The sequence below is a fragment of the uncultured Dietzia sp. genome, assembly GCF_937873725.1.
GTDB lineage: Bacteria > Actinomycetota > Actinomycetes > Mycobacteriales > Mycobacteriaceae > Dietzia.
This window is the reverse complement of sequence record NZ_CALMYY010000071.1, coordinates 1-22090: the sequence shown is the minus strand read 5'-3', so window position 1 is coordinate 22090 and position 22090 is coordinate 1. Positions and strand designations below refer to the sequence as shown.

The 22090-nt window shown below is 72.6% G+C and carries 26 protein-coding genes and 1 tRNA gene; 10 read left to right on the top strand and 17 right to left on the bottom strand.

Features of this window, described 5'->3' with window-relative positions; translation table 11 throughout:
- Window positions 1–217 precede the first annotated feature (217 nt).
- The 3 genes from Q0444_RS07100 to Q0444_RS07090 all read left to right on the top strand — a co-directional run bounded on the left by Q0444_RS07100 (window position 218) and on the right by Q0444_RS07090 (window position 1045).
- Window positions 218–403 (top strand): hypothetical protein, encoded by a 186-nt coding sequence (locus Q0444_RS07100; RefSeq protein WP_291084177.1) that lies wholly within the window; start codon window positions 218–220, stop codon window positions 401–403.
- Window positions 404–453: 50 nt separating this feature from the next.
- On the top strand, window positions 454–660 hold the full coding sequence (locus tag Q0444_RS07095; RefSeq protein WP_299022544.1) for a hypothetical protein: 207 nt from the start codon (window positions 454–456) through the stop codon (window positions 658–660).
- A 187-nt stretch (window positions 661–847) separates the two neighbouring features.
- A complete protein-coding gene (locus Q0444_RS07090) occupies window positions 848–1045 on the top strand; it encodes a hypothetical protein (RefSeq protein ID WP_291084175.1) in 198 nt (65 codons plus the stop codon).
- Window positions 1046–1127: 82 nt separating this feature from the next.
- On the opposite strand, the gene purQ is transcribed toward Q0444_RS07090, so the two are convergent.
- The 12 genes from purQ to Q0444_RS07030 form a co-directional block, all read right to left on the bottom strand.
- The gene (purQ, locus tag Q0444_RS07085; protein ID WP_299022538.1) at window positions 1128–1805 is read right to left on the bottom strand and encodes a phosphoribosylformylglycinamidine synthase subunit PurQ; all 678 of its coding nucleotides are present in this window, start codon (window positions 1803–1805) and stop codon (window positions 1128–1130) included.
- Window positions 1802–2056 (bottom strand): phosphoribosylformylglycinamidine synthase subunit PurS, encoded by a 255-nt coding sequence (purS, locus tag Q0444_RS07080; RefSeq protein ID WP_291084169.1) that lies wholly within the window; start codon window positions 2054–2056, stop codon window positions 1802–1804. The genes purQ and purS overlap by 4 nt, the downstream gene beginning before the upstream one ends.
- 125 nt (window positions 2057–2181) lie before the next feature.
- Window positions 2182–2886 carry a DUF2334 domain-containing protein gene (locus tag Q0444_RS07075; protein WP_291084166.1) on the bottom strand — a complete coding sequence of 235 codons (705 nt, stop codon included), beginning with the start codon at window positions 2884–2886 and terminating at the stop codon, window positions 2182–2184.
- 90 nt (window positions 2887–2976) lie between these two features.
- Window positions 2977–3468 carry a glutathione peroxidase gene (locus Q0444_RS07070; protein WP_299022507.1) on the bottom strand — a complete coding sequence of 164 codons (492 nt, stop codon included), beginning with the start codon at window positions 3466–3468 and terminating at the stop codon, window positions 2977–2979.
- Window positions 3469–3696: 228 nt separating this feature from the next.
- Window positions 3697–5898, bottom strand: a complete 2202-nt coding sequence (locus tag Q0444_RS07065) for a S9 family peptidase (protein ID WP_299022504.1) — start codon at window positions 5896–5898, stop codon at window positions 3697–3699.
- Window positions 5895–6788 carry a phosphoribosylaminoimidazolesuccinocarboxamide synthase gene (locus Q0444_RS07060; RefSeq protein ID WP_299022502.1) on the bottom strand — a complete coding sequence of 298 codons (894 nt, stop codon included), beginning with the start codon at window positions 6786–6788 and terminating at the stop codon, window positions 5895–5897. The genes Q0444_RS07065 and Q0444_RS07060 overlap by 4 nt, the downstream gene beginning before the upstream one ends.
- A 48-nt stretch (window positions 6789–6836) precedes the next feature.
- On the bottom strand, window positions 6837–7700 hold the full coding sequence (locus Q0444_RS07055) for an alpha/beta hydrolase (protein ID WP_299022500.1): 864 nt from the start codon (window positions 7698–7700) through the stop codon (window positions 6837–6839).
- Window positions 7701–7733: 33 nt separating this feature from the next.
- Complete coding sequence (purB, locus tag Q0444_RS07050) at window positions 7734–9179, bottom strand: adenylosuccinate lyase (protein WP_291082056.1); 1446 nt, start codon at window positions 9177–9179, stop codon at window positions 7734–7736.
- Between the two features lie 22 nt (window positions 9180–9201).
- Complete coding sequence (locus Q0444_RS07045; protein WP_291082054.1) at window positions 9202–9345, bottom strand: hypothetical protein; 144 nt, start codon at window positions 9343–9345, stop codon at window positions 9202–9204.
- A gap of 9 nt (window positions 9346–9354) precedes the next feature.
- Window positions 9355–10548 (bottom strand): pyridoxal phosphate-dependent aminotransferase, encoded by a 1194-nt coding sequence (locus Q0444_RS07040; RefSeq protein WP_291082052.1) that lies wholly within the window; start codon window positions 10546–10548, stop codon window positions 9355–9357.
- A gap of 47 nt (window positions 10549–10595) precedes the next feature.
- Complete coding sequence (locus tag Q0444_RS07035; protein WP_291082050.1) at window positions 10596–12077, bottom strand: family 43 glycosylhydrolase; 1482 nt, start codon at window positions 12075–12077, stop codon at window positions 10596–10598.
- Between the two features lie 53 nt (window positions 12078–12130).
- Window positions 12131–13768 carry an AMP-binding protein gene (locus tag Q0444_RS07030; protein ID WP_291082048.1) on the bottom strand — a complete coding sequence of 546 codons (1638 nt, stop codon included), beginning with the start codon at window positions 13766–13768 and terminating at the stop codon, window positions 12131–12133.
- Window positions 13769–13909: 141 nt separating this feature from the next.
- On the opposite strand from Q0444_RS07030, the gene Q0444_RS07025 reads away from it, so the two are divergent.
- Both Q0444_RS07025 and idi read left to right on the top strand, forming a co-directional pair.
- Window positions 13910–15061, top strand: a complete 1152-nt coding sequence (locus tag Q0444_RS07025; protein WP_291082046.1) for an acyl-CoA dehydrogenase family protein — start codon at window positions 13910–13912, stop codon at window positions 15059–15061.
- A 58-nt stretch (window positions 15062–15119) separates the two neighbouring features.
- Window positions 15120–15695: an isopentenyl-diphosphate Delta-isomerase gene (idi, locus tag Q0444_RS07020; protein WP_291082044.1), complete on the top strand. Its 576-nt coding sequence runs from the start codon at window positions 15120–15122 to the stop codon at window positions 15693–15695.
- A gap of 148 nt (window positions 15696–15843) precedes the next feature.
- Here idi and purD read toward each other — a convergent pair whose 3' ends face one another.
- Both purD and Q0444_RS07010 read right to left on the bottom strand, forming a co-directional pair.
- Window positions 15844–17100, bottom strand: a complete 1257-nt coding sequence (gene purD, locus Q0444_RS07015; protein ID WP_291082042.1) for a phosphoribosylamine--glycine ligase — start codon at window positions 17098–17100, stop codon at window positions 15844–15846.
- A gap of 66 nt (window positions 17101–17166) precedes the next feature.
- Complete coding sequence (locus tag Q0444_RS07010; RefSeq protein ID WP_291082040.1) at window positions 17167–17877, bottom strand: TetR/AcrR family transcriptional regulator; 711 nt, start codon at window positions 17875–17877, stop codon at window positions 17167–17169.
- Between the two features lie 127 nt (window positions 17878–18004).
- Between Q0444_RS07010 and Q0444_RS07005 the strand changes: the two genes are divergently transcribed.
- On the top strand, window positions 18005–18433 hold the full coding sequence (locus Q0444_RS07005) for an HIT family protein (protein ID WP_291082038.1): 429 nt from the start codon (window positions 18005–18007) through the stop codon (window positions 18431–18433).
- A 30-nt stretch (window positions 18434–18463) separates the two neighbouring features.
- Here Q0444_RS07005 and Q0444_RS07000 read toward each other — a convergent pair whose 3' ends face one another.
- Together Q0444_RS07000 and Q0444_RS06995 are read right to left on the bottom strand one after the other, a co-directional pair.
- Window positions 18464–18856 (bottom strand): nuclear transport factor 2 family protein, encoded by a 393-nt coding sequence (locus Q0444_RS07000; protein ID WP_291082036.1) that lies wholly within the window; start codon window positions 18854–18856, stop codon window positions 18464–18466.
- Window positions 18857–18871: 15 nt separating this feature from the next.
- A complete protein-coding gene (locus Q0444_RS06995) occupies window positions 18872–19249 on the bottom strand; it encodes a nuclear transport factor 2 family protein (RefSeq protein WP_291082034.1) in 378 nt (125 codons plus the stop codon).
- Between the two features lie 99 nt (window positions 19250–19348).
- Here Q0444_RS06995 and Q0444_RS06990 point away from each other — a divergent pair, with 99 nt between their 5' ends.
- A complete protein-coding gene (locus Q0444_RS06990; protein ID WP_291082032.1) occupies window positions 19349–19621 on the top strand; it encodes a hypothetical protein in 273 nt (90 codons plus the stop codon).
- A gap of 35 nt (window positions 19622–19656) precedes the next feature.
- On the opposite strand, the gene Q0444_RS06985 is transcribed toward Q0444_RS06990, so the two are convergent.
- Window positions 19657–19729, bottom strand: a tRNA-Thr gene (locus Q0444_RS06985).
- A gap of 76 nt (window positions 19730–19805) precedes the next feature.
- Here Q0444_RS06985 and Q0444_RS06980 point away from each other — a divergent pair.
- The 3 genes from Q0444_RS06980 to Q0444_RS06970 form a co-directional block, all read left to right on the top strand.
- Window positions 19806–21188, top strand: coding sequence for a threonine/serine exporter ThrE family protein (locus Q0444_RS06980; protein ID WP_291082030.1), 1383 nt, complete (start codon window positions 19806–19808; stop codon window positions 21186–21188).
- A gap of 102 nt (window positions 21189–21290) precedes the next feature.
- Window positions 21291–21479: a hypothetical protein gene (locus Q0444_RS06975; protein ID WP_299022486.1), complete on the top strand. Its 189-nt coding sequence runs from the start codon at window positions 21291–21293 to the stop codon at window positions 21477–21479.
- A 33-nt stretch (window positions 21480–21512) separates the two neighbouring features.
- Window positions 21513–22090, top strand: a 578-nt coding sequence (locus Q0444_RS06970) for a trehalose-6-phosphate synthase (RefSeq protein ID WP_299022484.1), incomplete at its 3' end; no start/stop codon positions are given.

Genomic DNA, 22090 nt, shown 5'->3' with positions numbered 1-22090 from the left:
TGATCACGACGGGGCCGCGGGTCTGCGTCCGGAACCCGGGGCGGCGACGCCGCCGATTGCCCCGCGCCCCGTTATCACATCTTGGTTGCGGCCATCGACTTTCTGAGCCCCCGGTGAGATGCTTCTCACACGTCCGACGGCCCGTGTAGGACCACCACCACCGTCCGTCCGAGGCTCTTCCCGACATGACGGGGAGTCCACCCAGAAAGGAACCCCAATGGACCTCACCGGTTCCATCATCGACGCCGCCGCTCCGCTCAGCCTCGAGTTGACAGGGAGCGTCGGCGACATCGGCTCGTCCGTCCTCGACACCGCGGTCTTCGTCCTCTTCGCGGCTCCCTACTACCTGCTCAACGTCATCGCAGGGATCGGCGCCGACCTCGGCAGCACCCTCGGCGACTGATTCCCCCGTTCCACACACCCACACGTGCGAGAGAAACAGGAGTCACCACCATGGACCTCACCGGTTCGATCTACGAATCCACCGCCCCGCTGAGCACGACGCTCGGGGGCAGCCTGGCCGGCGGACCCACCGGGTCGTCGGCGATCGACACGATCATCGGCACCCTTTTCTCCCTCCCGACACTGGTCGGAAGCCTGGCCGCGATGGCCGGGGCGGACATCGGGAGCACGTGGGGGGGATTGCCCGTCGAGTTCTGACGCGGTGGGTGTGGGGAGCACTTCCTGACGCCCCACACGTCACTGGCGTCGTCATGGGGGACCCGCGGTCCAAATCTGCACATCCGTCTCACCACCTGTGCAGAATGGTGGGGTGTGCGTGACCATCCGGGTCACCGCCATTCGCCCCGCGCACCCTCTACGGGGCGATGACCCCCAGGAGACACCCATGGACCTCACCGGTTCGATTGCACAGCAGACCTTCCCCCTCAGCATGGAGCTCGGCGGCAGCCTGGTCGGCGGCCTGACCGGCTCGTCCGCCATCGACACCATCGTCGGTTTCGTGTTCGCCCTTCCTAGCGTGCTGCTCAACCTGGTCGCCGGCATCGGCGCCGACCTCGGCAGCACCAACGGCATGCTCGGCTGAGTCACGCCCTGACACCCGAAGGGCCCGCCGGGAGATCCCGGCGGGCCCTTCGCTTTGGCCTCAGCGGCCGCAACCGGACCTGCTAGACCCTGACCACCGAGTCGAGCGCGGAGAGGAACAACCCCAGCCCGTCGTCGGACGGCCCGGTCAGCGGCTCGATCGCGTGCTCGGGGTGCGGCATGAGGCCCACCACGCGCCCGTCCGCCGAGCAGATACCGGCGATGTCGTTGGTGGAGCCGTTGGGCGCCTCGCTGGCGTAGCGGAAGACCACGCGGCCCTCACCCTCGAGCTGCTCGATCGTCTCCGGGGCGGCCATGTAACGCCCCTCGCCGGATTTGAGCGGGATGAGGATCTCCGCCCCCGCCTCGAAGCGGGAGGTCCACGCGGTGCCGGTGTTCTCCACCCGCAACCACTCGTCGCGGCAAAGGAAGTGCATGTCGCGGTTCCGCCCGAGCGCCCCGGGCAGCAACCCGGCCTCGCACAGGATCTGGAAGCCGTTGCAGATGCCCAGCACGGGCATCCCGCCCTTCGCGGCGGAGACGACCTCGCCCATGACGGGGGCCATCGAGGCGATCGCGCCGCAGCGCAGGTAGTCGCCGTAGGAGAAGCCGCCGGGCACCACCACGGCGTCGACGCCCCTGAGGTCGGCGTCGGCGTGCCACAGCGACACGGCCTCGGCGCCGGCCTTGGTCACGGCGCGCGCGGCGTCGACGTCGTCGAGGGTGCCGGGGAACGTGATGACGCCGATCCGTGCGCTCACGCGGTCACCCCGGCGGAGTCCACCCGCACGACCGTCCAGTCCTCGATCACGGTGTTGGCCAGCAGCGAAGACGCGATCTCCTCGAGCTCGGCCTCCGACACCCCGTCGGCCACCTCAAGCTCGAACCGCTTGCCCTGCCGGACGTCGGTGACGCCGGCGTGGCCCAGCCGACCGAGGGCTCGGTGGATGGCCTGCCCCTGCGGATCGAGGATCTCGGCCTTGGGCATGACTTCGACGACGACTCGGGCCACGGTGGGAACTCCTCGTTCGGGTGGTTGCGCGGGACGGACCCGGGCCGGCCGGGACTCAGTGGCCGATCCTACCCGCAGCCGGCGGGGCCACCGAACGCTCCGTCCACCCGGGGCCGCTGCCCCGCTCAGGCCACGCCGACCAGCGCGACCGGCGACCACTCGTAGCGGGAGACCCTCGCACCGTGCTCGCCCGTCACCCGGTCCACGGCGTCCAGCAGGGCCGAGCGGGGTGCGCGGCGCGAGAGCTGCGTGGCGGCCACGTTGAGGCGGACCAGGCCGCCGGCCGCCGCGGTGCGCCCGGCCGCGGCGACGAGCGCCCGGCACCACCAGGCGTCGGCGACGAAGCCCTCCCCGATCGACAGCGCGCGGCCCCGCTCGGTGGTCCCCCGGACCACGTCGTGGATCCCCTCCAGTGAGGCGCACACGCGGAAACCGGCGCCGGGCAGCGCCGTGAGGCACCCCGGCGAGGCGTTCCACCGGGGCGGGGCGAACAGCCGCGTCCGCAGGCCCATGTCCGCCATGAGCCGGTCCGCGGCGGCCAGCCGGACGGCCGCCTCCGCGGGGCCGATGGAGGCGAACTCGGGTCGGCGCGGCCTGGTGGCGGCGTCGTCGTACCCGGCCAACACGATCGCGTCACCCTGCCGACGGCGGTGCCGGAGCCACTCCTGCGAGCCCGCGTCCTCCGCCAACCGGTACTCGTGACCGCGGCGCGGCGCGACCAGCAGCGAGACGGGGACGGACCGGCGCTCGAGCTCGCCGACCAGGTCGATCGCGGCATCGAGCGAGGAGTCGCGCAGTCCCGAGACGGAGACGATGAGGCGGGGGGTCATGCGCGAATCGTCGCAGCCGGTCGTGTCGGTTCGACGACGACGAGGTGTACGCCAGATGGCCGGGCCGGAACGGGCGGGCCCGACACCGGGTCAGACCGGGAGGACGTCCTCGATCGCCTCGACGAGCTCGGTGGCTCCCGGCTCCACCGTGGGGCGGAACCGGCCCACGACCTCTCCCGAGGGGGAGAGCAGGAACTTCTCGAAGTTCCACTGCACGTCCCCGGCCTCGCCGCCGGAGTCCGCGACCTTGGTGAGCTCGGCGTAGAGCGGGTGCCGCCCGGACCCGTTGACGTCGACCTTGGCCGCGAGCGGGAACGTGATGCCGTACTTGGCGGTGGTGAACGCCTTGATCGACGCCTCGTCGCCGGGTTCCTGGTTCATGAACTGGTTGCACGGGAAGCCCAGGACGAAGAAGCCGCGATCCCGGTAGTCGTCCGCCAACTCCTGGAGCCCCTCGTACTGCGGGGTCAGTCCGCATTCGCTGGCGACGTTGACCACCAGGACCGCGTGGCCCGCGTAGTCGGCCAGCGTGGCCTGCTCGCCATCGATGGTGGTGAACGGGATGTCGTGGACGCTGCTCATGCGCGCCAGCCTACCCCGCGGCCCGCCCCCAGCCCGCCCCACGAACCGCGCCCCAACCCGCCCCGCAGCCCGCGCCCCAGCCCGCGCCCCAGCCCGCCCGCCCGCGCCCCAGCCCGCCCCGCAATCCGCTACCCTCCGTCGACATCCGCTGCCCGCATGCGGGTCGCGGATGGCGCATCGGCGTAGCGGATCCTGGCAGGGGGCGGGGTGCGGGGGGTGGGGCGGGGCTCAGCCGGCGCCGGCCGTGCGGACGGTCCACGCGTACTCGAAGGCCGTCTGGCGCCACCGCTCGTACCGCCCGGACACCCCGCCGTGGCCCGCGCTCATCTCGCAACGCAGCAGCACCGGGCGCTCGGCGGAGTTGGCCGAGGTGGAGACCTCCCGCAGCTTGGCCACCCACTTGGCCGGCTCCACGTAGAGCACCCTCGTGTCGTTGAGCGAGGTGATCGCGAGGATCGCGGGATAGTCCTTGGCCTCGACGTTCTCGTAGGGGGCGTAGGAGGCCATGTAGTCGTAGACCTCCGCCGAGTGCAGCGGGTCGCCCCACTCGTCCCACTCGATCACCGTGAGCGGGAGCTCCGGCATGAGGATCGAGGTGAGCGGGTCGACGAACGGCACCACCGCCTGGATCCCGGCGAACAGCTCGGGGGCGAGGTTGGCCACCGCGCCCATGAGCAGGCCACCGGCGCTGCCGCCCTCCGCCACCAGCCGGTCCGGCGCCGTGAGGCCGGAGTCCACCAGGTGCCGGGCGCAGGCGACGAAGTCGGTGAAGGTCGCCCGCTTGAACAGCTTCTTACCCTGCTCGTACCAGAGCCTGCCCATCTCGCCGCCGCCCCGGACGTGCGCCACGGCGTAGACCATGCCGCGGTCGAGGAGCGAGAGCCGGGCCACGGAGAAGCCCGGGTCGATGCTCGACTCGTAGGAACCGTAGCCGTAGAGCAGCGTCGGGACCCGCTCCCCCGCGTCCACGCGGGCGGCGGTGTCGGCCGACATCACCAGCGAGATCGGGACCCGCGTGCCGTCCTCCGCGGTGGCCCAGTCGCGGCGCTGCACGTAGCCGCCCGCGTCGTAGCCGCCGAGCACCTCCTGCTCCCGCAGCAGGGTCCGCTCCCCCGACTCGAGGTCGAGCGAGTACACGCGGCCGGGGGTGACGAAGGAGCCGAAGCCGAACCGCAGGACCGGCGCGTTCCACTCCGGGTTGGACCCCGGCCCGGACGTGAAGAGCTCCTCGTCGAAGTCCACCGGGGCGAACTCCCCGTACGCCGCGGCGCCCGCCGTGGACGCCGGGTCCAGGGGCATGAGCGCGAACCGCGGCAGCGCCTCCTCCCGGTAGCCCAGCACCAGCACCCGGGCGAACGCGTCGACGCCCTCCACCCGGACGTCGTCGCGGTGCGGCACCAGCGTGGTCAGCTCGCGGAAGTCGCGGTCGACCGGGCCGACCGGGGCCTCCACCACGGCGGAGTTCGGCGACCCCGCGTTGTGGGTGATGAGGAAGCGGTCCTCGCCGCCGACGACCGCGTGCTCGACGTCGTACTCGACGCCCTCCTCGCGCGGGCGGACGCACCAGAACTCGCCCTCCGGGTCCGCGGAGTCCAGGCACCAGACCTCGGTGGTGATCTTGGACCCCGCCGCTATCTGCAGGTACTTCTCGCTGCGCGTCTCGCCCACCCCGATCCAGTAGGACTCGTCGGGCTCGTGGAACACCGTCTCGTCGTGGTCACGGGTGGTCCCCAGGCGGTGCCGCCACACGGTGTCCGGCCGCCACGCGTCGTCGACCGTCACGTAGAAGATGAAGCGTCCGTCGCGGGACCACGTCACCCCGGCGGCGATGCCGGCGATCTCCTCGTCCGGCGCGGTGTAGCCGGGGTCCAGGGACCGGAAGCGCAGCGTGTAGCGCTCGTCGCCCTCGGTGTCGGTGGCCCAGGCCAGAGCGCGGCCGTCGTGGCTCACCGAGAACGCGCCGAGCGCAAAGTACTCGTGGCCCTCGGCCTCGGCGTTGCCGTCCAGCAGCAGCTGCTCCCCGGGCAGCTCGACCCCGGGCGAGACCTCCGGCGGCACCCAGCCGGCCGGGGCGTCGGCGTCCGCGACGTACTCGGGCGGCACCGGGACCCGGCAGTGCCGCGCGTAGGACTGCCCCTCGGAGGTGCGGGAGAAGTACCACCAGCCGCCGGCCCGGACCGGGACCGACATGTCGGTCTCCTTGACCCGCGACCGGATCTCCTCGTACACCTCGTCCTCGAGCGGCTTCAGCTCGGCCGTCATGGCGTCCGTGTAGGCGTTCTCCGCCTCGAGGTACGCGCGGGTCGCCGGGGCGTCCTTGTCGCGCAGCCACTCGTAGTGGTCCACCAGCACGCGGCCGTGGTGCTCGCGGCGGTGGGGGCGGCGCTCGGCCGACGGGGGGGCGGGGGCCGGTGTGACCGCGTCGCTCATGCGGACCCGCCGCCGATCCAGTCCGCGAACGACAGCCCGGAGATCCGCTCGTAGGCCTCGATGTACCGGGCCCGGGTCGCGTCCACCACCTCGGCGGGCAGCGGGGGCGGCGGCGAGTCCGAGGACCTGTCCCAGCCCGACTCGGGCCCGGTCAGCCAGTCGCGCACGAACTGCTTGTCGAAGCTCGGTTGGACGCGGCCGGCCTCGTAGGTGTCCGCCGGCCAGTAGCGCGAGGAGTCCGGCGTGAGCACCTCGTCGGCCAGGATGAGCTCCCCGCCGGCCAGCCCGAACTCGAACTTGGTGTCGGCCAGCAGCACGCCGCGCGCGGCCGCCATCGCCGCGGCGCGGGAGTACACGTCCAGCGTCGCGGCGCGCAGCCGCCCGGCGAGCCCGGCACCGACGAGCCCGACCAGCTGCTCGAAGGAGATGTTCTCGTCGTGGTCGCCCACCGCCGCCTTGGTGGCCGGGGTGAAGATCGGCTCGGGCAGCCGGCTGGCCTCGACCAGCCCCCCCGGCAGCTCGATCCCGCACACGGTCCCGGACGCGCGGTACTCCACCATCCCCGAGCCGGTGAGGTACCCGCGGGCCACGCACTCCGCCGGGACCATGTCGAGCCGGCGCACCACCATCGCCCGGCCCAGCACGTCGGCGGGGATCCGCTCGTCGTCGAGCGGACCGGCGAGGTGGTTGGGCACGTCGAGGGCGTCGAAGAAATACGCGCTCATCGCGGTGAGCACGCGGCCCTTGTCGGGGATGGGCGTGTCCAGCACGTGGTCGTAGGCGGAGATCCTGTCGGTGGCCACCATGAGCAGCGTGTCGCCGTCGATCTCGTACAGTTCGCGCACCTTCCCGGCGGCGAGATGGCGGAAGGAGGAGAGCTCAGGTCGCATGCGGCCAGCGTAGTCGGCCCCCGGTCGGCACCCGTCGGACGAGGTGGATCACCCCAACCGGGCGTCGAGCCACTCCCCGAGCGCCGCGTAGGCCTCGTCCGCGCACAGATCGTTGAACAGCTCGTGCTTCCCGCCCTCGATCTCCCGGTAGGTGACCTCCGGCCGCGGGTCGTGGTCCGACCCCGCCACCTGGGCGAACCGGCGGGCGCCCGTGGGCGAGGTGATGGAATCGGCCGACCCGTTGAGCACGAGGGTCGGCAACCGCAGGGTCCGGGACCGCTCGATCAGCCGCAGCCCGCCGGCGAGCATCGTGCCCGCGGCCAGGGCGGGGACGCCCGTGTGATGGACGAGGGGGTCCGAGGTGTAGTCCTCGACGTACTCGGGGACCCGGGAGATCTCGTTCGGGTCCAGCTTCTCCACCGGGAGGAACGGGAGGAGGCGGGCGATGATCGGGGCCGCCGCGCGGAGCGGCGCCGGGGTGCCCTCTCCGACGACGAGGCCCGGCGAGGACAGGATCAGGCCCGCCAGATCCCACGGGCGCCGGAGCGCGGACTCCCCGGCGATCAGGCCCCCCATCGAATGGCCCATCAGGAGCCGCGGGAGGGACTCGGCCCCGCCCCCCTCGGGGGACCTGCACCACTCCAGCACGGCGTCGCGGACCGCCAGGTTGTCGCGGATGTGCGTCTCGATCGCGACCCTGGCCCGCGGCCCGGGTGCCGTGCCGTGCCCGCGGAGGTCGTAGTTGACCACGCTGATGCCGCGGTCGGTCAGGAACCGGACGGTCCGCCCGTAGCGGCCGGAGTGCTCGCCGAAGCCGTGGACCAGCAGGAGCAGGGCCCGGGGATCCTCGGCGTGGTGCAGGGTCGCCTGCAGGCCGGAGGTGCCGGGGACGGGGATGACGGTCTCGCGCATGGGCGCAAGACTAGCCCCCGGCCGCGGGGTCGGTCAGAGGATCGAGCCGGGCGAGTACGACGCCGCCGCCGGGTGGCGGGCCACCAGCGCGTCGACGCGCGCCACCACGGCGTCGACCTGGTCCCCGGCCGCCCCGATGAACGCGGCGCGGTCGGCCAGCGCCTCCTCGAGCGCGGCGCGGTCCAGCGGGAGTCGCTCGTCCGCGGCCAGGCGGTCGATGAGGTCGGGCTCGCGCCCCTCCTCCCGCATCGCCAGCGCCACCGCGACGGCGTTCTCCTTGATGGCGTCGTGGGCCACCTCGCGGCCGACCCCGGCGCGCACCGCGGCCATGAGGACCTTGGTGGTGGCGAGGAACGGCAGGTAGCGCTGCAGTTCCTTGTCGATCACCGCCGGGTAGGCGCCGAACTCGTCGAGCACGGTGAGGAAGGTCTCGAACATGCCGTCCAGGGCGAAGAACGCGTCCGGCAGCGCCACGCGGCGGACCACGGAGCAGAAGACGTCGCCCTCGTTCCACTGCGCGCCGGCGAGCTCGGCCGCCATGGAGCCGTAGCCGCGGAGCACGACCTGCAGGCCGTTGACGCGCTCGCAGGAGCGGGTGTTCATCTTGTGCGGCATGGCCGACGAGCCGACCTGTCCGGGCTGGAAGCCCTCGGTCACCAGCTCGTGCCCGGCCATGAGGCGGATGGTCTGGGCGAGCGAGGACGGGCCGGCGCCCAGCTGGACCAGCGCGGAGACCACCTCGTGGTCGAGCGAGCGCGGGTACACCTGCCCGACGGAGTCGAACGTGCGGGAGAAGCCGAGGTGCTCGGCGATCCGCCGCTCCAGCTCGGCCAGTCGCGCGGCGTCGCCGTCGAGCAGGTCCAGCATGTCCTGCGCGGTGCCCATGGGTCCCTTGATGCCGCGCAGCGGGTACCGCTCCAGCAGGGACTCCACCCGCTCGAGCGCCACCAGCAGCTCGTCGGCGGCGGAGGCGAAGCGCTTGCCCAGGGTGGTGGCCTGGGCCGCGACGTTGTGGCTGCGGCCGGCCATCACCTGGTCGCGCTGCGCCACCGCGTGCTCGGCCAACCGGCGGGCCGCCGCCACGCCCCGGTCGCGGACCAGCTCGAGGGAGCGGACGATCTGCAGCTGCTCCACGTTCTCGGTGAGGTCGCGGCTGGTCATGCCCTTGTGGATGTGCTCGTGGCCGGCGAGGTCGTTGAACTCCTCGATCCGCGCCTTGACGTCGTGCCGGGTGACGCGCTCGCGCTCGGCGATCGAGTCCGGGTCGACCCGGTCCAGGACCGCCTCGTAGGCCTCGATCACGCCGCCGGGGACGTCGATCCCCAGGTCGCGCTGCGCGCGGAGCACCGCGATCCACAGCTGCCGCTCGAGAACGATCTTGTGTTCGGCGGACCACAGCGTGGCCAGGTCGGCGCTCGCGTAGCGCGAGGCCAGGACGTTGGAGATGCGGGGCTTGGCGGTCCGGTTCTGGGCGTTCACGCCCCCCAGTATCGCAGCCCGGTCAGGAGATCATGGAGCCGCCGGTGGACCCGGCGAGGATCTCCCGCGCGTTGAGGTAGACCTGCTCCACCGTGAGCGGCGCCTGGAGCAGCAGCCACGGCCGGGTGATGTACACGCTGCCGGTGATGATCTCGACGGAATTCATGGGTCGACGTTAACCCCTGGGATCCGCCGAGGGGGACAACACCGCCTCCAGCCGGTCCATCGCCTCGGCGATCTCCCCGGTCCCCCCGGCGAAGCTCAGCCTCACGGTGTGGGACCCGTCGACGGTGTCGAAGTCGACGCCCGGCGTGAGCGCGACCCCGGTCCGCTCGAGGATCTCCGCGCACCAGCCCACCGAGTCGTCGGTCCAGCGGGAGACGTCGAAGTACGCGTAGAAGGCGCCGTCGGGCGGGGCGATCTCCCCCACCCCCAGCTCCCCGAGCCTGCGCAGGACGAGGTCCCGGTTGCGCGCGTACCGCTCCACGTGGCCGTCGAGCTCGGCGGCGGAGGCCTCGGTGAACGCCGCGACGGCCGCGAACTGCGCGTCGGCCGGCGGGCAGATGGTGAGGTTTCCGACCAGCCGGTCCACGGGGTCGCGCAGGTATTCGGGCAGCAGCATCCAGCCGATCCGCCAGCCGGTCATGGAGAAGTACTTGGAGACCGAGCCCATCACCACCGACTCGCGGCCGGTGCGCCACGCGCTCGCGCACTCCCGGCCGTAGGTGACGCCGTGGTAGATCTCGTCGCTGACCAGCAGGGTGCCGTTCTCCGCGCACCACCGCGCGAGGGCGGCCAGCTCGTCCGCGTCGATGATCGTGCCCGTCGGGTTGGCGGGGCTGGCCACGATGAGGCCCGCCGGGGCGTGCCCGAGCCGGGTGGTGACGGCCTCGAGGTGCGCGACGGTCGGCTGGTACCGGGACTCGGGCCCGCACGCGATCTCGTGCACGCGGCAGCCGAGCGCCTGGAGGGTGTTGCGGTAGGCGGGGTACCCGGGGCGCGCCATGACCACGGTGTCGCCGGGGTCGAACGCGGCCAGGAACAGGACCGTGAAGCCGCCCGAGGACCCGGTGGTGACCACCACGTCGTCGGCCGTCACCTCCACCCCGTCCCGGCGGCGGTGGTACCCGGCGATCGCCTCCCGCAGCGGCCGGATGCCCAGCGCCTCGGTGTACCCGAGGATCTCCGTGTCCAGCGCGTGGTGGGCGGCCGCCAGCACCGGGCCGGGGGCCGGCGTCGACGGCTGCCCGGCGCACAGCGAGATCACGTCGCCGTGGGTCTCCCGCCGCCGCGCGGCCGCGGCGAGGACGCTCATGACGTGGAACGGCTCGACGGCCGAGCGGCGGGACGGTTCGCGTGGGACGGTCATGCCCCCGACGGTATCGCCCCCGCGCGCGGGGACCCGCGCCCGCCCGGTCAGCCCCCGAGGGATCCGAGCGGTGCCGAGCCGAGCGCGCCCGACCCGAGCGTGAGCGACCCGTCCGCGGCCACCTCGAGACCGAACACCGCGAGCTCCCGCACGGGCCCGCCCGCCTCGCCGACGGAGACCACCAGCTCGTACCGGCCCGGCGCGAGCGGCGCCGCCGGACCGAGGGTGAGCGTGCGGGTGGCCGTCCCCCCGGCGGCGACGGCCACCGGAACCGAGGGGACCCGCGTGTCGTCGGTGATGATCGGCAGGTCGACGCGGCGCTTGTCCGCGCCGGTGACGGCCGCCCGGAGCTCGCCGGCGAACGCGCCGCCGGTGGAGGCGAGCCGTACCGGGGCGTCGAGCACCTCGCCGTCGTCGCCCGGCCGCAGCGCGGCCTCCCCCGCCGCGGTGAGGCGGACGGGCAGGACGACGGTGGGGTCGGCCGGCCGCGCGGACGACGGGGTGCCGTCGCCGACCACCGGCCAGGTGCCCTCGGTTCCCGGCACCGTCACCCAGTCCAGGCGGTCGAGCATCATGTAGCGGCGCTGCACGCCGTTCGGGAGCACGGCGGCCCCCCGCGGTGCGGCGTGGTAGAGCATCCAGTCCCGGCCGGCGTCGTCGGTGGCCACGTCGACGTGCCCCGGCCCCACCCAGTCCGCGTCGCCCCGCAGGATCACGTCTCCGGCGCCGGGCTCCACCAGCGCCCGGCCGGTCCGGTCCTCGTACGGGCCCATCAGGTCCTCCGCCCGGCCGCCCAGCACGCGGTACTGCGACGCCTCCCCGCTGCAGCACAGCCCGGCGCTGGTGAACAGGTGCGTGCGCCCCTCGCGGGTGACCACCGCCGGCGCCTCTACACCTGTACCGGCAACAAGGACGGGCTCGCCCTCGAGCGCAGTTCCGTCGGCGTTCATCGCCACGGCGTGGATGCCCTCGAAGTTGCCCATGAACATCACCGGGCCGTCCTCGGTGAACACGACCTCCGGGTCCATGGGGTCCAGATCCTGATACGGCTCGTCCGCGCCGAAGCACACGATCGGCGCGGCGTCGTGCTGCCACAACCCCGCACTGCCCGCCCCCTCGATACCCGGCGCGGTGGCGCGGCCGATGCACGGCCTCGCACCGCCGGTCGTGTAGTACATGACCGCGTCGCCGTCCGGCATCACGTGCACGTCCGGGGCCCACAGGAACGACCCCGCCGGCGCCCAGGCGGGCCGCGAGGGGAACGCGTCCCCCACGTACTCCCAGTCGACCAGGTCGTAGGACCGGAAGTGGGGGACGAGCCGGTAGCCGGCGCCGTCGGACCAGTCGTCCGAGGAGGCGTAGACGTGGAACGCGCCGTCGGCGCCGCGCTGCACCGAGGGGTCGGGGGCGACCGAGGAGATCACCGGGTTCGCCGCCGCGGGGACCGCCGCGGTGGTCGCCGAGGCGAGGGGGACGACGACGACGAGGGCCGCCGCCCCCAGAACACGGGCAGGGGTCACGGGGGTCATGCGCCGAGGGTAGGCCCCGCGGCGCACGCCGTGGGCGCCCTCGTCGCGGGCCCTCAGCTCTGTCCGGCGCGCTCCTTGCGGAGCAGGAAGCGCTGGATCTTGCCCGACGGGGTCTTGGGGAGCTCGCGCACGAAGTGGATCTTCCGGGGGAAGGCGTGGGCGGCGAACTCGGTCTTGACCCACTTCTGGAGCTCGGCCTCCTTGTCGTCGTCCCCCTCCAGGCCGTCCCGCAACACCACGTACGCCTCGAGCACCTCACCGGCGAGGTCGTCCGGGACGCCGATGATCGCCGACTCGAGCACGTCCGGGTGCTTGGCCAGGACGGACTCCACGTCGAACGGCCCGATGCGGTAGCCGGACATGATGATCACGTCGTCGTCGCGGCTGGAGAAGTAGAAGTGGCCGTCGGCGTCGACCTTGGCGGCGTCGCCGGTGTAGTACCAGCGGCCGTCCCGGCTGAACCTCTCGGCGGTCTTCTCCGGCGCCTCGTGGTAGCCCGCGAACCACATGAGCGGGCTGGCGGGGACGTCGATCGCCACCCGGCCCAGCTCGCCGACCGGCGCGGGAACGTCCTCGTCCGCGGCCAGCACGGTGCACGACCAGCCCGGCAGGGGCACCCCCATGGAGCCCGGGCGGACGTCCTCGCGCAGCGAGTCGTGCCACGGGTTGATGATGAACATCCCGTGCTCGGTCTGGCCGTACTGGTCGCGGACCTCCACGCCGAACTGCTCGATCGACCACTCGATCACCTCGGGGGTGAGCGGCTCGCCGGCGGCCGAGGCGCGGCGGAGCCTCACGCCCGCGGGGGCGATGTCCCGCTTGGCGCGCATCGTCCGGTACACGGTCGGGGCGGCGGCGAAGTTGGAGACGTGGAAGAACTGCAGGACCGCGAACGCCAGCTCGGGCGAGTACCGCGCGTGCAGCAGCAGGCTGCGGCGCCCGACGGCCAGCGGCCCGAGGATCCCGTAGTACAGGCCGTAGGCCCAGCCCGGGTCGGCGCCGTTCCAGAACACGTCGTCGGCGCGCACGTCCAGGCCGGTCTCGATGTACTGGTGGAACGCCGCCAGCGCGCGGACCGGGACCACGACGCCCTTGGGGGTGCCGGTCGTGCCGGAGGTGAACAGCATGACCAGGCCCGCGTCGGGCCCCGTCACCGCGGCCGGGCGGCCTGGCTCCTGCGCGGCCGTGATGGTGGCCAGGTCGAGGTCCCCCTCCCGGGCCTCGGGGCAGTCGGCCAGGCCGGCCACCACGACGGGCACCGAGGTGTTCTCGAGCTTTCCGCGCTGGTCGGCGTCGGAGACGATCACCTTGGCGTCACCGCCGGTGATCCGCATCTCGATGGCTGGCCACGCGAACGCGGTGAACAGCGGCATGTGCACGGCCCCCAGGCGCCAGATGCCCATGAGGGTGAAGACCAGGTCGGCCGACTTGGACATGAGGGTGGCGACGCGGTCCCCCTCCGTCACGCCCAGGGCGGCGAGCGCGGCGGCGACCTTCTCGCTCTCGGTGCGCAGCTCGCCGTAGGTGATGTCGCGGCCGGAGAGGTCGGCGTCGATCACGGTGAAGGCGACCGCAGCGGGGTCGTGCCCGTCGCAGAGGAACTCGGCCGCGCTCGCGCCGGGGACGTCGTAGATCGCCAGGAGCTGCTCCGGGGTCAGGGGCGTACCGGGGGCAGGGGTGTTCTCGGTCATATCTGACGATTGTGGTGCACGGGCCCTGCCCGCACCACCCACCGACGGGCACCCCCACTCGCGGGGCTGGCGGGCCGTGGAGGGGTGCGTGCACTCTAATGGGATATCCCGTTGTTTCCGCACGTACCCCGGAGGACCCCCATGGCCGTGGACCGACTGCTCCCCAGCGACGAGGCGTACGAGCTCCTCGACATGACCCGCTCGGTGGCGGACAAGCTGCTCGAGCCGATCGCCGCCGAGCACGAGCGGAACCACACCTACCCCGAGGGGCTCTTCGCCCAGCTCGGCGAGGTGGGCCTGCTGGGCCTGCCCTACCCCGAGGAGTTCGGCGGCGGAGACCAGCCGTACGAGGTGTACCTGCAGGTTCTCGAGGAGCTGGGCGCACGGTGGGCCGCGGTCGCCGTCGCCACCAGCGTCCACGGCCTGTCCTGCTTCCCGCTGGCGACCGCCGGCACGGACGAGCAGAAGGCCGAGTGGCTGCCCGGCATGCTCGCGGGCGAGCAGATCGGCGCGTACTCGCTCTCCGAGCCGCAGGCCGGCTCCGACGCGGCGGCGCTGCGCTGCCGCGCCGTCCGGGAGGGCGAGGGCCCGGGTGCCGCGTACGTGGTCACCGGGACCAAGTCGTGGATCACCCACGGCGGCGTCGCCGACGTCTACAACACCTTCGTCCGGACCGGCGAGGGGTCCCGCGGGATCTCGTGCCTGCTCATCCCCCGCGACACCGAGCACCTGCACTTCGGCAAGCCCGAGGAGAAGATGGGCCTCAACGGCGTCCCCACCACGACCGCCGCCTACGAGGGCGCGCGCGTCGACGCCACCCGGCTGCTGGGTGCCGAGGGCGACGGGCTGCGCATCGCGTTCTCCGCGCTGGATTCCGGCCGGCTGGGGATCGCGGCCGTGGCCACCGGGATCGCCCAGCGGGCGCTGGACGACGCGGTGGCCTACGCCAACACCCGGGAGGCGTTCGGCAAGAGCATCATCGGCCACCAGGGCCTGGGCTTCCTGCTCGCGGACATGGCGGCCGCGGTGGCCTCCGCCCGCGCCACCTACCTCGACGCCGCCCGCCGCAAGGACGCCGGCCGGCCCTACTCCCGGCAGGCGTCGATCGCCAAGCTCACCGCCACCGACGCGGCGATGAAGGTCACGACCGACGCGGTGCAGGTGCTGGGCGGCGTGGGCTACACGCGGGAGTTCCCGGTGGAGCGGTACATGCGCGAGGCCAAGATCACCCAGATCTTCGAGGGCACCAACCAGATCCAGCGCCTGGTGATCGCGCGCGACCTGACCGAGTGACCGCGGGGGCCGCCCCGGCGGGACGCCGCGCCGGCCCGGAATGCCTAGGCTGGGCGGCATGCCCTCCTCCGACGCCGCCCCCCACCCCGACCCCGCCGCCCGGCTCGCCCCCGCCACCGAGTCCGTCGTGCTCCTCGACGAGGACGGACGGCCGATCGGAACCGCGGACAAGGCGACCGTCCACACGACGGACACCCCGCTGCACCTGGCGTTCTCGTGTCACGTCGTCGACGACGAGGGCCGGGTCTTGCTGACCCGCCGCGCGCTGGACAAGCGCACCTGGGCCGGCGTGTGGACCAACTCCTTCTGCGGGCACCCCGGGCCGGGCGAGGACCCGGTCGAGGCGATCGTGCGGCGGGCCGAGCGTGAACTGGGGACCCGCGTCGACTCGATCGAGCCCGCGGTCCCGGACTTCCGCTACCGGGCGGTCGACGACTCCGGCATCGTCGAGAACGAGATCTGCCCCGTGTTCACCGCCCGGATCCGCGCCGACCTGGCGCCGCGGCCCGACGAGGTCTGCGCCTACCACTGGGCCAGGCCGGAGGACGTCCGCACGGCGGTCGACGCGACCCCGTTCGCGTTCAGCCCGTGGCTGGTCGCGCAGGTGCCGCGGATGGACCTCTACGCCCGTTGAGCCCCCCTCCGCCCCCCTCCGCCCCTCCGCTTACGCTGGGGCTTTGCCCGGATCCGGCCGTGTCGCGCGCCCTCTCTGGTCCATTCCGGCAGCATAAGCCGGGACGGGTGCGCGCCGCTCAGCCCTGCTCCCCTCAGCCCCGTGCCGGTCAGCCCGGGACGGCGATGCGCCCCTCTTCGGCGGCCTGGCCGATGTCTCGGCGGAAATGCCCACCGCCCAGCTCGATGCCGGACAGGATCCGGTACGCCTCCGCGCGTGCGGCCGCGAGATCCGCGCCCGTGCCGACCACGGAGAGGACGCGACCCCCGGCCGAGACCAGTCTCCCCTCGGCGTCCCTGGCGGTGCCCGCGTGGAACACCCCCGGCTGCTCGGCGCCCTCGATGAGGTCACCGCGGCGCGGGGACGAGGGGTAGTTCTCGGCGGCCAACACCACCGTCACGGCCGCCCCGTCGCGCCACACCAGCGGCGGGAGCTCGGCCAGGTGGCCGGTGGCCACCGCGTTGAGCGTCTCACCCAGCGGCGACTCGAGCAGCGCGAGGACGGCCTGGGTCTCCGGATCACCGAAACGGCAGTTGAACTCCACGACCTCGGGCCCCTCCGTGGTGATCGCCAACCCGGCGTACAGGAGACCGGAGAAGCCACACCCGCGCGCGACCATCTCGCGGGCGACCGGCTCACACACCTCGGCGACGATCCGCTCGACCATCCCCTCGGGAAGCCAGGGCAGCGGGGTGTAGGCGCCCATCCCGCCGGTGTTGGGGCCGCGGTCGCCCTCGCCGACCCGCTTGTGGTCCTGGGCGGGCAGGAGCGGGACCACGGTCTCGCCGTCGACCAGGCAGAACAGTGAGACCTCTGGCCCGTCGAGGAACGACTCGAGCAGGACCGGGTGCCCGTCGTCGAGACAGGCGAGGGCGTGGGCGCGCGCGGCCGCCCGGTCCGGGGTCACCACGACTCCCTTGCCCGCCGCCAGGCCGTCGTCCTTGACCACCCAGGTGGGCCCGAAGCGCTCCAGCGCGTCGTCGAGGTCGGCGGGCGAGTCCACGATCTCGGCGCGCGCCGTCCGCACCCCGGCCGCGGCCATGACGTCCTTGGCGAACGCCTTGGACCCCTCGATGCGGGCGGCCTCCGCGTTGGGGCCGAAGACCGGGATCCCGGCGGCGCGGACCGCATCGCCCACCCCCGCGACCAGCGGGACCTCGGGACCGATCACCACGAGGTCCACGGCGAGCTTGCGGGCCAGCTCGGTGACAGCCGCCGGGTCGGTGACGGCGGCGTCGTGACACCTGGCCTGGACCATGCCGGGGTTGCCCGGGGCGGCGTGGAGTTCCGTCACCGCGGGGTCCGCGGCGAGGGAGACGAGTAGGGCGTGCTCACGGGCACCGGAACCGATCACGAGAATGCGCACGGTGCCCAGACTAGTCGCGCCGCCCCGCCGGACCCACCAGGCCCGGCCGTGGCGCCCGGGCGACGGCTACGAGCTACGGGGCACCGCGGTGGCGACGCGGTTCGGCAGGGCCGCCGCGTCGCGGGCGCGCAGGCCCTCCTCCGTGAGCATGTCCGTCAGGCAGAGGTCGATCGTGCGCGCGGTGACGTCGTCCGCCTCCGGGGTGTCCATCGGAGCGATCCCGAACATCGCGTGGCAGGCGAGGCCGTCGATCCCCGCCCACAGGACGCGCTCATCCCTCACCTCCACGCCGGGCTTGAACGTCCCGGCGGCGATCCCCCGGTTGACGAGGCCCTGCATCACATCCTGGACCTGCTCGACGGCGGCCGCGACCGGACCCGGCTCACCCACCGTCTCCATCATCATGCGCGCCCACGCCGGCTCGTCGACCGCGAACCGCACCATCGCGATGGCCGCGTTCCGCATGTCCAGGTACGCGCCGAGGCGGGGGTCGGCGTCCGAACCGGATACCGCCGGCAGCGTCACGCGCTCGCGCATCTCGAGGTAACCGCGTGCGGAGACCTCCTCCACGAGCTTCTGCCGGCTGGCGAAGTGCCGGTAGGCGGCGGTGGCGGACACCCCTATCACCGGGGCGATCTCCCGCAGGACGATGGCCTTCTCACCCAGGGCGCGGGCCCTGGCCGTGGCCTCCTGGATGATCGCGTTCCGGAGGTCCCCGTGGTGATAGGCCTTCTTCTTCACCGCGCCCCCAGCCGTCGGCAGTGATACCTCGACCATGTTGCTACTCCTTCGCCTCCCGTGGGGGCCCAAGTGCCGCACGCCGTCGGGAGGCCCGTTCTTCATTACAACACGTCTCTGCGCGCAACCGTCGGAAGCCTCGGCCGCGACCCCGTAGTCTGCGGGCATGTCGACGGTATTCAGCAAGATCATCGCCGGGGAACTGCCGGGCCGGTTCGTGTGGGAAGACCCCGACGTGGTGGCGTTCCTCACGATCGCCCCCGTCGCCGCCGGGCACACCCTGGTCGTCCCGCGCAAGGAGGTCGACCGCTGGACGGACCTCGAACCGGCGTTGTTGGCCAGGATCAACGAGGTGGCGCAGGCGGTGGGCAAGGCCGTCCTCGAGGGATTCGGGGCGGCACGCGCCGGCTACCTCATCGCCGGCTTCGAGGTGCCCCACACCCACATCCACGTCTTCCCCGCCAACGACATGTCCGGCTTCGACCTGGCGCTGGCCGATCCCGACGTCCCCTCCGAGGCGTTCGACTCGGCTGCCGACACCCTCCGTCGGTCGCTCCGCGAACTCGGCTACGGGCAGTTCGTCCCCGAGGGGTGACCCCGGCGGGGCGGTCCCGTGACCGCGGGCTCAGTGCCCCAGGGCGCGCGTCACGGCGCGCATGTCCTGATAGTCGGTCCATTCGGCGACCAGCCCGTCGCGCATCGTGAAGAAGGCACCCACCTCGAGGGCCACGTGGGTCCCGCCGATGGTGAGGAAGGTCGTCCTGTTGAGCGCCGCGGTGTCGCCCGAGCCGAGCACGTGATGGATCGTCACGTGGACGTCGGTCGAGACCTCGGCGTTGAACTCCATGAGGTGGCGCAACCCCTCGTGCCCCCGGACCTCCTGGATCCCCTCGATCCGGAGGACGAGATCCGGGGTGCAGAACGAGACCGCCGCGGCGTGGTCGTCCCGGAACACCGCCTCCACCAGGGCCCTCGCCACCTCGCCGGGAGCACCGTCCGTCGCCTGTGCGTCACTCATCAGTGATCCCCTCTCCTAGCCGACGAGGTCATCGAGCACACCCATGCTCTTGTAGTCCGCCCACCGCGTGACCACCCCGTCCTCCACCTCGACGAAGGAGCAGCCCGTGATCTCGACACTGCCGGCCGGCAGGATGTACTGCTCGAACCGCCGGAGCGCCACGACGCCCGGCTTCTCGACGGTGTCCAGGACGGTGACCGTGAGGAAGCCGGACAGCCTCTCGAGGTCACTGACGATGTCGCGGATTCCATCGTGACCCTCGTACCGCCGGATGTCCCCTGTGGTGTAGACGATCGTGGGCGAGGACAGCGCGATGGCGGCCTCCACATCGCCCGCGACCACCGCCGCCTGCCACGCCGTGGCGATGTCCACGTCGGATCTCTCCGTTTCCACAGGGCCTCCTTGACATCGCCGATCGGTGAGAACACCTTACTCATACAAAACAACCGGTAACTCCACGGCCCTGACATGTCCTGCCGACAAGGAGGCCCCATGGAACCGATCCGACCCCAGGACGCCTATCCCAGGGTCGGCCGACTGACGGGAACGGTCCGGTCTCTCGCCGACGAGCTCGCCGTCCTCCGCGTGGCCTGCGAGACCTGGGACGGCGATGCGCTGAGGGTGGATGCCGGAAGCCCGTGGTCGGTCTCCGAGTCGCTCGCGGCCACCGTCGGGGACCTCGAGGCCGCGGAGGACGCGCTGCGGACGGCGGTCGGCCGCCTCGAGGCGGCATGGTCGGCGCTCGGTCGGCTCTCCTCGGACTGAGCCGCGCCGGTCCCATCCCCCGGTCGGCCCACGTGAGCTGGAGAAGGGACTTGAACCCTCAACCGCCCGATTACAAGTCGGGTGCGCTACCAATTGCGCCACTCCAGCACGGCCCCGGCGCGGCCGGGGTCCGGCTCACATCCTAACCGGGCCTCCCGCCGCGCTCGTGACTACGGTGTGCACCGTGGAGAACCGCGACGTGCCGACACCGCTCACCCGCCCCCTGGCGTGGCTGGGCGTACGCAAGTCCACGATGGATCTGGCGGTCGAGCCGCCGCTGTCCCCCATGGCCCCGGTCGACCTCGACGACGACGCCGCCGTCACCGACGTCCTCAACCTGGCGTTGGAGATCGCCGGCATCCTGCTCTCCTCGGGCGAGGGCGCCGCGGACACCGTCGCCCAGGCGGAGTCCGTCGCGGCCGCGTTCGGCCTGCCGGGCGCCACGGTCGAGGTCACGTTCACCTCGCTGACCATCGGGGTGAACCGCCGGCGCGGCCGACCCCCCATCTCCGTCATCCGGGTCGTGGACTACCGCACGGTCGACATGACCCGGATGACCCGGGTGGCCCGGCTGATCGACCTCATCGTGCGCCGTCGGCTGACCGTCGAGCAGGCCACCGTCGAGGTGGAGAAGATCATCGCCTCGCCCCACCCGCACTCGTTCCGGGTCGCGGTCCTGGGGTGGGCGATGCTCGGCTGCGCGGTGGTCATCCAGCTGGGCGGCAGCCCCCTGGCGGGGTTGCTCTCCATGGTGTCGACCTTCGCGCTGATGTACACCAACCGTTACCTCGACCTGCATCGTCTGCCGACGTTCTTCCAGCAGGTGGCCGGCGGGTTCATCGCCGCCGGGTGGGCGCTGGCCGCGTACGTCGCGTTGACCGACCGGTTCACCGAGATCCAACCGTCCCAGCTCGTCGCGGCGGGGATCATCGTGCTGCTCGCCGGACTCACCCTCGTCGGCGCGATCGAGGACGCCATCACCGGCTTCCCGGTGACCTCCGCCGGCCGCGGCGTGGAGACGATGATCCTCACCGGCGGGATCCTCGGCGGCATCACGATCGCCCTCGCGGTGTTCGAGCGACTGGGCCTGTCCACCCCGCCGATCGATCCGTCCATCTCCGGCAACGCGCCCGTCTACCTGACCGTCCTCGCGGCGGGGGTGGGGGCGGCCGGCTTCGCGGTGGCGAGCTACGCGACGGTTCGCGCCACGTGGCTCGCCGCGACCGTCGGCGCCGTGGGGATGCTCATCTTCCAGGCCGTCACGGCGACGGGGCTCGGCGTGGTGGTGGGATCCGCGCTGGCGGCCTGCGCGATGGGCCTCGTCGGTGGCATCCTGGCCCGGATCGCGACCGTTCCGCCGCTCGTGGTGACCATCGCCGGGATCACCCCGCTGCTGCCGGGACTCTCCGTCTACCGGGGCCTGTCGGCGCTCACCAGCGACCAGACCGGCATCGGCCTGGGGCTGATGTTCCAGGCGGTGGCGATCGCGGTCGCGCTGGCCGCCGGCATCGTCTTTGGCGAGTGGATCACCCGAAATCTCCGCAGGTCCGCCGCCGCCGACCAGTGACGTAGGATGGATCAGGATGTCCGCGGCCCACCCGGGCGCGACGCCCGATACCGATCCGGTCCGAAGCCGATCTGGTCCGAAACCGACCACTGGAGGACACACATGGCATCCGCCGCCGCGGCAAGCAAAGAACCCGAGCTCGACGTAAACCTCGAGCCCGTCGCCGACGAGACCGCGTACCAGGCCCAGCGGATCGTGGCCTCGTACGCCGCCGACGCCGACGAGTGCCTCATGCTCCTCGAGATGCTCGGCATCGGCCCCGAGAAGCACGACCCCGCCGACGACGAGTAGCGGCGCGACACGCGACCGCACAGGGGGACCGGGATGACGGGCACGACCGACCAGGCGCCACCCGACGAGGGTGCCGACTTCGTCGTCGTGGCCAATCGTCTCCCCGTGGACCTCGTCCGCGGCAAGGACGGGACCGGGCACTGGAAGGCCAGCCCCGGGGGCCTGGTCACCGCGCTCGAATCGATCCTCAAGGCCAACCACGGCGCGTGGGTGGGCTGGCCCGGCGTCCCCGACGCCGCCCCCGAGCCGTTCGACGCCGACGGCATCCGCCTGCACTCGGTCGCCCTGTCCGCCGAGGACGTGGAGCTGTACTACGAGGGCTTCTCCAACGGGACGCTCTGGCCGCTGTTCCACGACGTGGTGGTGCCGCCGGAATACCACCGCGAATGGTGGAACGCCTACCGCGAGATCAACACCCGGTTCGCCGAGGCCACCGCCGCGGCCGCCGCGCGCGACGCCACCATCTGGGTGCAGGACTACCAGCTGCTGCTGGTCCCCCGCCTGCTGCGGGAGATGCGGCCCGACCTCACGATCGGATTCTTCCTCCACATCCCGTTCCCGCCCGTCGAGCTGTTCATGCAGCTGCCGTGGCGGACCGAGCTGGTCGAGGG

Bases quoted from the DNA above. Each gene is read 5' to 3' on its own strand.
- Q0444_RS07100 (WP_291084177.1), top strand. From the start codon at position 218: ATGGACCTCACCGGTTCCATCATCGACGCCGCCGCTCCGCTCAGCCTC.
- Q0444_RS07095 (WP_299022544.1), top strand. From the start codon at position 454: ATGGACCTCACCGGTTCGATCTACGAATCCACCGCCCCGCTGAGCACG.
- Q0444_RS07090 (WP_291084175.1), top strand. From the start codon at position 848: ATGGACCTCACCGGTTCGATTGCACAGCAGACCTTCCCCCTCAGCATG.
- Q0444_RS07075 (WP_291084166.1), bottom strand. From the start codon at position 2,886: ATGACCCCCCGCCTCATCGTCTCCGTCTCGGGACTGCGCGACTCCTCG.
- Q0444_RS07070 (WP_299022507.1), bottom strand. From the start codon at position 3,468: ATGAGCAGCGTCCACGACATCCCGTTCACCACCATCGATGGCGAGCAG.
- Q0444_RS07065 (WP_299022504.1), bottom strand. From the start codon at position 5,898: ATGAGCGACGCGGTCACACCGGCCCCCGCCCCCCCGTCGGCCGAGCGC.
- Q0444_RS07060 (WP_299022502.1), bottom strand. From the start codon at position 6,788: ATGCGACCTGAGCTCTCCTCCTTCCGCCATCTCGCCGCCGGGAAGGTG.
- Q0444_RS07055 (WP_299022500.1), bottom strand. From the start codon at position 7,700: ATGCGCGAGACCGTCATCCCCGTCCCCGGCACCTCCGGCCTGCAGGCG.
- Q0444_RS07045 (WP_291082054.1), bottom strand. From the start codon at position 9,345: ATGAATTCCGTCGAGATCATCACCGGCAGCGTGTACATCACCCGGCCG.
- Q0444_RS07040 (WP_291082052.1), bottom strand. From the start codon at position 10,548: ATGACCGTCCCACGCGAACCGTCCCGCCGCTCGGCCGTCGAGCCGTTC.
- Q0444_RS07035 (WP_291082050.1), bottom strand. From the start codon at position 12,077: ATGACCCCCGTGACCCCTGCCCGTGTTCTGGGGGCGGCGGCCCTCGTC.
- Q0444_RS07030 (WP_291082048.1), bottom strand. From the start codon at position 13,768: ATGACCGAGAACACCCCTGCCCCCGGTACGCCCCTGACCCCGGAGCAG.
- Q0444_RS07025 (WP_291082046.1), top strand. From the start codon at position 13,910: ATGGCCGTGGACCGACTGCTCCCCAGCGACGAGGCGTACGAGCTCCTC.
- idi (WP_291082044.1), top strand. From the start codon at position 15,120: ATGCCCTCCTCCGACGCCGCCCCCCACCCCGACCCCGCCGCCCGGCTC.
- Q0444_RS07010 (WP_291082040.1), bottom strand. From the start codon at position 17,877: ATGGTCGAGGTATCACTGCCGACGGCTGGGGGCGCGGTGAAGAAGAAG.
- Q0444_RS07005 (WP_291082038.1), top strand. From the start codon at position 18,005: ATGTCGACGGTATTCAGCAAGATCATCGCCGGGGAACTGCCGGGCCGG.
- Q0444_RS07000 (WP_291082036.1), bottom strand. From the start codon at position 18,856: ATGAGTGACGCACAGGCGACGGACGGTGCTCCCGGCGAGGTGGCGAGG.
- Q0444_RS06990 (WP_291082032.1), top strand. From the start codon at position 19,349: ATGGAACCGATCCGACCCCAGGACGCCTATCCCAGGGTCGGCCGACTG.
- Q0444_RS06975 (WP_299022486.1), top strand. From the start codon at position 21,291: ATGGCATCCGCCGCCGCGGCAAGCAAAGAACCCGAGCTCGACGTAAAC.